The organism is Microcystis sp. 49638_E5 (assembly GCF_021300285.1).
GTDB lineage: Bacteria > Cyanobacteriota > Cyanobacteriia > Cyanobacteriales > Microcystaceae > Microcystis > Microcystis aeruginosa_C.
Genome location: NZ_JAJTDH010000139.1, coordinates 1 through 6472, shown reverse-complemented (window position 1 = coordinate 6472; position 6472 = coordinate 1). Strand labels below are relative to the sequence as shown.

Annotated in this window: 8 protein-coding genes and 2 pseudogenes; 3 read left to right on the top strand and 7 right to left on the bottom strand. The window is 40.5% G+C overall.

Annotation, left to right across the window (positions count from 1 at the left end; translation table 11 throughout):
- Window positions 1–292: 292 nt before the first annotated feature.
- Window positions 293–766 (top strand): DUF29 domain-containing protein, encoded by a 474-nt coding sequence (locus LW728_RS22115; RefSeq protein ID WP_110579919.1) that lies wholly within the window; start codon window positions 293–295, stop codon window positions 764–766.
- A 2-nt stretch (window positions 767–768) separates the two neighbouring features.
- Here the strand turns inward: LW728_RS22115 and LW728_RS22110 are convergent, their stop codons facing one another.
- The 4 genes from LW728_RS22110 to LW728_RS22095 form a co-directional block, all read right to left on the bottom strand.
- Window positions 769–1371, bottom strand: coding sequence for a heme-binding protein (locus tag LW728_RS22110; protein WP_287768309.1), 603 nt, complete (start codon window positions 1369–1371; stop codon window positions 769–771).
- A gap of 372 nt (window positions 1372–1743) precedes the next feature.
- Window positions 1744–2115 carry a VHL beta domain-containing protein gene (locus LW728_RS22105; protein ID WP_071846442.1) on the bottom strand — a complete coding sequence of 124 codons (372 nt, stop codon included), beginning with the start codon at window positions 2113–2115 and terminating at the stop codon, window positions 1744–1746.
- A gap of 168 nt (window positions 2116–2283) precedes the next feature.
- The gene (locus LW728_RS22100) at window positions 2284–2721 is read right to left on the bottom strand and encodes a type II toxin-antitoxin system VapC family toxin (protein WP_110545918.1); all 438 of its coding nucleotides are present in this window, start codon (window positions 2719–2721) and stop codon (window positions 2284–2286) included.
- Window positions 2718–3002 carry an AbrB/MazE/SpoVT family DNA-binding domain-containing protein gene (locus LW728_RS22095; protein WP_123230037.1) on the bottom strand — a complete coding sequence of 95 codons (285 nt, stop codon included), beginning with the start codon at window positions 3000–3002 and terminating at the stop codon, window positions 2718–2720. Before LW728_RS22095 ends, LW728_RS22100 begins: the two co-directional genes overlap by 4 nt.
- A gap of 228 nt (window positions 3003–3230) precedes the next feature.
- On the opposite strand from LW728_RS22095, the gene LW728_RS22090 reads away from it, so the two are divergent.
- Both LW728_RS22090 and LW728_RS22085 read left to right on the top strand, forming a co-directional pair.
- The gene (locus tag LW728_RS22090; protein WP_155119311.1) at window positions 3231–3407 is read left to right on the top strand and encodes a hypothetical protein; all 177 of its coding nucleotides are present in this window, start codon (window positions 3231–3233) and stop codon (window positions 3405–3407) included.
- A pseudogene (locus LW728_RS22085) lies at window positions 3385–4293 on the top strand (IS982 family transposase). The gene LW728_RS22090 and the pseudogene LW728_RS22085 overlap by 23 nt, the downstream one beginning before the upstream one ends.
- Window positions 4294–4309: 16 nt before the next feature.
- Here the strand turns inward: LW728_RS22085 and LW728_RS22080 are convergent.
- The 3 genes and pseudogenes from LW728_RS22080 to LW728_RS22075 all read right to left on the bottom strand — a co-directional run.
- Window positions 4310–5178, bottom strand: a pseudogene (locus tag LW728_RS22080) (IS630 family transposase); the annotation flags it as partial.
- Window positions 5179–5471: 293 nt separating this feature from the next.
- Entirely contained in the window at window positions 5472–5648 is a 177-nt protein-coding gene (locus LW728_RS23495) for a RelA/SpoT AH/RIS domain-containing protein (protein WP_502845984.1), read from the bottom strand.
- A gap of 31 nt (window positions 5649–5679) precedes the next feature.
- Window positions 5680–6472: RelA/SpoT-related domain-containing protein (locus LW728_RS22075; RefSeq protein WP_502845983.1), on the bottom strand; the 793-nt coding region annotated here is incomplete at its 5' end.

Sequence of the window (6472 nt, the reverse complement as noted above, 5' to 3'; positions counted from 1 at the left end):
AAATTTTGGGATTATGAAGAAGATATTTAATCTTTTAATCAACCTTAAACTATTTACTTTTCCTAATCTCCACAATTACGATGCTTTTTCATGTCTTATTTGAAAACGCTATAGCACAATAAAAGTTAAGTTAACAAGATATAGTTTAAAAAGCCGTCCTAAAAGGACGGGGCTTTAACCCAAAATTTCGGTAAACTTTATTGGTGGGGACATTCCCCGCCAAATAGCCATTTTGTCATAATCAAAATGTTAATCAACGTATTATCTAGTTCCAGTACAAATATGGTCAGATATGAGTTCCAATAAGTCAGATCGAGCGAATGCCCTGTATGAATCCGACTTCTACGGCTGGACAGAGCTACAAGCGAAAGCTCTGGCCACCCGACAAGTAGAAGCTCTGGACTGGCAAAACTTGCGGGAGGAAATCATTTCCTTAGGTAAACAAGAATATCGAGAACTGGTGAGCCGTCTAACTGTTTTGGTAGGACATCTTCTCAAATGGGAATATCAGCCAGATAAACGTTCTCGTAGTTGGTTTTTGACGATTAGAGAACAGAGACGAGCGATCAGACGGCATCTACAGGGCAATCCTAGTTTAAAATCCCAGATACCGACGGCTTTATCCGATGCTTTCGAGGCCGGAGTCGATTTAGCTTTGCGAGACACGGACTTACCGATACGGACTTTTCCCTCTCACTGTCTTTTCACCTTCGAGGACATCATAACCGACCATTTCCTCTGCGATACCAGTCAGGATTGGCCATGAGTTCAACGATTCGACGATACCGCCTCGACGGGTATTTGAATTTCACTCCGTTTCAGGGGATCGGGAACGTAGGGACCATCATAGAAAAAGCGACGGGGGGAACCGATCGCCCGGTAGCTCGGATGTTCTGCCAGCCATTCGTTCAGTCGGGTCAATCCCTGTTGGTAACTGTCAAAATCGTAACCTCCCTGTAATCCCAAGCTCACCACCGTCATGGGTGGTACATCCTCAATCCGAATATTATCGGCCACCTCTTTCGGGTAAGTGTCGGTGTCGCGGTAGAGAAAGGAAACTTCGGCCTCTCCCGATGTCGCTCCCGTGTCTGCGGGGTAACGGGTTTCAACGGGTGCGGTCATCGATATCTCGTTGGAACTGATGTGTTGGTACAGGGGATAAAACGACCGGTTCGCCGCCTCGGAAAGTTGACCCCGATAGCGGTAAGTAGCGGCGCGATAGGCGGGATAGTTATTCACCTCGATCCGTCCGTTCGGGGTCGGGGTCGGAAATCCTGCGGGTAGGGGAGCGCTAGAGGCTTGATAGACCCCGATCACTAGAGCGGTTAGGGCGATGAAGCCGAGCGGTATCAATAGGTAAGGTAGTTTCATGGGGAATCGGGCGCGATGACCTCTCTATTGTGGGACGAGTTGACTTCCGTTGACCGCTCAACTGATTTCTAAGCGCGAGTAGAGAGACTTTGAATCCATCGGCTGACGAATCTTACTGTTTAGTTTCCATTCAACGGATTTCTAAGGGCGAGTAGAGAGTTCCCATATTGGCTCTTCTGGTTTCTGTGTGGAAACGGGGTCTATACTGATAGTTTCTTCAGCAAAATAGTCCTAAAAGTCTTTCCAGGTAAATATTTCACGATTCTATAAGCAAAAATTATCACACAAAGTCGAGAAGAGCCCCATATTGACTTTGTTCTTGAGTTATTAGCACTACTTCTTCAGTGTTTTCTCTGGAGTAATTGTAACATCTCAATCTATAATAATAATTCCTTTTTGGGGAATTGGTAGGAATATATGTATACAAGGTTGGTTCGCTCCAGACTGAGCAATAAGCCAAGGATGAGTTACATAAGTTTGCTGGTCACGGGATTGTAAGGGGTCAAGGTCAAAATAATGCTGACGTTTGCCATTGAAATCTATCCAGTACACCTTAACAGAAGAAGAACTTCTATTAATCACCTGAATATAAGTTGATACATTACTATTAAGCGAACGTAACTCACTTTCTACTCTGCAACTTCTTGGACGTAAGATTTCTGCACTGGTTTGACTCTCAGCCGAATAACATAAATTCCATATTATCAAGCTCAATCCTGTAATTTTCAACCATTTTAATAGCATGGGCTTTTTAGGGTTAATTGTCTTTTTTCATGATTATGACATAATGAAGGCGATGTTTATAGCGGTGTGCAGTCGTATCAGGTACACTATCACGAGCTATAAACCATGCTAGGCAAAGCTTGATCTGTATCTCACTCAAGCGCTTACCGCTATAATATGCTAGTTAGGTTATCGCGGTTCCATAGAAATTTTCTCTATTCTCCCGCCAAAACGGATAAAATGCTTGAGATTCAAAGTTAATAAATGATCGACTTCCGCTTTTAATGAACCATAAGCAATTAAAGCATCATAAATCGCTCCTCCTCTTAAATTTAAAGTTACCATAAGATTAATTACAGCTTTATAATCATCGCTTGTTAAGGAAATAATCTCAAAGGAATCTAAATTTTCTTTAATTAATTGTTGTACCAATTGAGGAGATAAACGAGGTTTTGCGGGAAAAGCCGATAAAATTGCGTAGAGTTCTGCAAGAGTATGAGTTCCAATATAACCCTGAATTTCTCCTCGTTTAACTCTGATTAACCAAGAAATACAAGCTGAGTGCTGTTCATGGTTGACTAAAATAGATGCAACCAAAACCGACGTATCGAATAAAACTTTAATCACAACATTAGCTCATTCATTCTTTCTTGTCTCAGCTCCTCGATAAAAGCTTCAGGATTAACTAGCAATTGGCTGTCAACAACCAAAACATCATTCTCGTAATAAACCTTTGGCTCTTCCTTAATTGGATTTAAGACTAGCTTACCATCTTGAACTTCTACCTGAAATTGACTATCATATTCAATGCCTAGTTGTTCCAGCAAAGTTTCAGGAATTTGAATACATCTACTTCGATCTAGCGTCACTAATTCCATGGCAATTATCTTGAATTCTTTTATCTTCATTATACCGCTATATTTCTCCTGTAGCTCTTAAAACCCCTAAAATAATTCGACAAAAATCAGGAAAAGCCGTCGTAAAACGACGGGGTTTTAACCCAAATCTTCGATAATGGGAGGGACTTTCAGTTAATTATTTATTAGTAGTTGATAATCTTCAAAAATGTTGCTGTACAAGGATCGAATTAAGACTTTTGCAACGTGAGTTCGACGAAATTCAACCCATTGAAATCCATGCACAGTGAGACTTACAGCCTAGCTATCCTAGAAAAACTCTGTCAATTAGCCAGTCTTAATGACAAAGAGACGGCGATCGCTGTCGGAAAAAACTCTAGCAAAAAGGAAGCTGAGACTTATGCTAGAAATAGTATTCGCCAAGGTCTCAGCTATGGATATAAATTCACGTCTTGATCTTACCGCAATTTTTTGTGATGTAGATGACTTCTATCAAAGTTTTGAAAAGCACTGTCAGTCTCTCCCTCAATTAACATCATTTGTTGGGGAGAAATTGTGTCGTTCTCGTCTAGGCTTGAGCGAAGTCATGACGATAGTAATTGCTTTTCATGGTTCCGGCTATCGGACATTCAAAGAATTTTACACCTTGCAAGTTCTTCCCCATTGAAAAAAAGCCTTTCCTCAGCTAGTAAGCTATAATCGTTTTGTGGAATTAATGCCTTGGTCGATGATGTTGTTATGTTGTTTTTTACAGACTTGCAAAGGAGAAATAACAGGAATAAGCTTTATTGATTCTACTCCGATAGAAGTTTGTCATCCTTGTCGTAGCAAGTCACACCGAGTTTTTAAAGGTTTAGTTGGTTGGGGTAAAAATTCTGTGGGTTGGCATTATGGATTTAAACTACATTTAATTATCAATGACCGGGGAGAACTCTTGGCTTTTAAGCTAACACCCGCTAATACTGATGACCGGAAACCTGTCCCTGATCTTACCAAAGATCTCATCGGTAAATTATTTGGAGACCGGGGCTATATTTCTCAAGAACTCTTTGAAAAACTTTATGAAAGAGGCTTACAATTAATTACCCGCTCCAAAAAGAAGATGAAGCAAAAATTAGTCAAAATTATTGATAAAATCTTGCTTCGCAAGCGTTCTTTAATTGAAACAGTTAACGACGAACTGAAAAATATCTGCCAGATTGAACATTCCAGACATCGCAGCGTTTGGAACTTTCTCGTCAATCTCTTTGCTGGCTTGATTGCTTATAGCTATTTGCCCAAAAAACCCTCCTTGGATTTAGAGCCAAAGGGCTTCCCTGCTCTACCTCCTGCTATTTTTTAGCTCCGTCGAACTCACGTTCTATTAAGTCTTTGTAAGTTCTCGCCTTCAGTTTTCTTAATATCGCTTTGACTTTTGACCAAAAGTTTTCAATAGGAGAGAATTCGGGAGAATAAGGAGGTAAATAGATGAGTCTAGCTTTTTCTTGTTCGATTATTTCTCTGACCATTTCTCCGAGATGAATCTTGGCGTTATCCATGAGCAAACAGTCTCCTTCTTTAATTTTTGGCATCACTTCCTTCAGAATAAATCCTTCAAATGTTACCGCATCCACTGCACCGTATATGTTGACTGATGCCACAACTTTTTCTAAGCTTATAGCACTAATTATTGAAATATTTCTCCCTCTTTTTTGTGGTTTTCTTCTCCGAGATCTTTGGCCAATTAAGGCTCTAGCATAGAGTCTCAAAAGGGCTAAATTTACCCCCGATTCATCGATGAAAATTAGTTTTGATGCCTCAATTTCCCTAACTTCTAACCAGTATTCCACTCTTTTTTGCTGCACCCTGTCACTTTCTTTTTCCGCCGCGTGTAGTGTTTTTTTTTGAAACTGTAATTGAGTTTTTGCGTAAGCCGCCCCAGGGTGGCTCTACTGACTTTCACCTGTGTCTTTTCATACAGTAAGTCCGATAATTCTTCGAGAGTTGCATCATTGTTAGATTCGATGATTTCTATTAAAATTATCAGTTGTTCACTATTTAACTTGGTTGGCGGACTTCCCCCTTGTGGACGAGGACGGATATCTCCTGTTTCTTTATGTTGCTTCAATAACTTCTGAATAAAGCTTTTAGCCACGTCAAATCTCTGGGCTAGTCCTCGAATAGAAATTTTTTCTTTCTTCCAGACATCGATAATTTTTTGGCGAAAATCTACGGAATAGGGTCTCATAGGAAGCTGGCGAGTTCTATTATTTGTCTATTTGCTTTTCATTGTACCTCATAGCTCTAAGAATTGCTATAATTTAACCAAAGTTTAATTATCCAAGAGAAGATATTGATAAAAATAGCAATCATAAAAAGCAAATCCCCAACATTTATCAAGCAATTATTTTTATTAGTAAATATTCTACACAACTCAGTCCAGATAAGCAAGATGGCTTACCACTACTACCGAATCACTACCCAACATACCTTCGATACCCACAATGGGAGATTTACTCGAAGGAGGGGCAGAATCCCAGTCTAAGTTCTGACACGGAAGTAATGTCTTCGGCTCCGGTTCTTTTTCGATACTGGCTGAGTTTTGACAGCTTTTCGCAACGGGTTCATTATGTCCTCTATTGTAATTTCTCCATAACCCAAATCTGCCAATAAATCTTCAACGACTTTGTAATTAAGTTGAACTACTAAAGATCGCATTGATTCGGACTCTAAGAATCTTTTAAATCCATCACTGCCCAGTTCTTTTTCTAGGACTTCTCACACTTTCCTGCATTCGCGATTGCTTGTACCACTCGAGAATGCATTTTCTGGCGTTGGGTGTAGCCACGAAATTGAGCCAGTCTAGACTTGGGTGACTATTCTTGCTGGTGACAATTTCTACGAAATCCCCATTTTGCAGAAGGTAGTCCAAAGTTGTCCAACGCCCATTAATCTTAGCACCTTTCACGCGATGTCCCACCTCGGTGTGGATGCAGTAAGCGAAATCCACTGGAGTTGAACCTTGAGCTAGGAAGATGACATCCCCTTGGCGATTAAACACATAGACATCGTCGTCAAATAGATTGTTCAGGCTGTTCACGTATTTCCAGTATTCCTGGATATCCTTAAATTCCTTCCGCCAATCTAGCCGTTGTCTCAGCAACTGAAACTTTTTTTTATCATCAGAGGTTAGTTCACTCCCATCCCCATATTCAGCAAAATGGTGCATTTCTAGGGTGCGAATCTGTACCTCTAGGGGGCGGGCATTTAAACCAACAACGGTGGTATGGAGAGATTGATAACGGTTAGCTTTTGGTAAACCGATATAGTCTTTAAAACGGTTGGGAATCGGAGTAAATTGGTCGTGAACTACGGCTAAACAACGATAACATTCCTCTTTAGTTTCGACGATAATGCGGACGGCGGCAATATCATAAATCTGCTCGAATTCTTTGCCTTGATTGTGCATTTTATGATAAATGCCGTAGAGATGTTTGGGGCGACCCTGTAAATCAAGAACTTTTATGCCAATTTCTTGCAAT

What these genes read in the sequence shown, in the direction of transcription:
- LW728_RS22105 (WP_071846442.1), bottom strand. Translation starts at nt 2,115, where the DNA reads ATGCTATTAAAATGGTTGAAAATTACAGGATTGAGCTTGATAATATGG.
- LW728_RS22090 (WP_155119311.1), top strand. Translation starts at nt 3,231, where the DNA reads ATGCACAGTGAGACTTACAGCCTAGCTATCCTAGAAAAACTCTGTCAA.
- LW728_RS22115 (WP_110579919.1), top strand. Translation starts at nt 293, where the DNA reads ATGAGTTCCAATAAGTCAGATCGAGCGAATGCCCTGTATGAATCCGAC.
- LW728_RS22110 (WP_287768309.1), bottom strand. Translation starts at nt 1,371, where the DNA reads ATGAAACTACCTTACCTATTGATACCGCTCGGCTTCATCGCCCTAACC.
- LW728_RS22095 (WP_123230037.1), bottom strand. Translation starts at nt 3,002, where the DNA reads ATGAAGATAAAAGAATTCAAGATAATTGCCATGGAATTAGTGACGCTA.
- LW728_RS23495 (WP_502845984.1), bottom strand. Translation starts at nt 5,648, where the DNA reads ATGCGATCTTTAGTAGTTCAACTTAATTACAAAGTCGTTGAAGATTTA.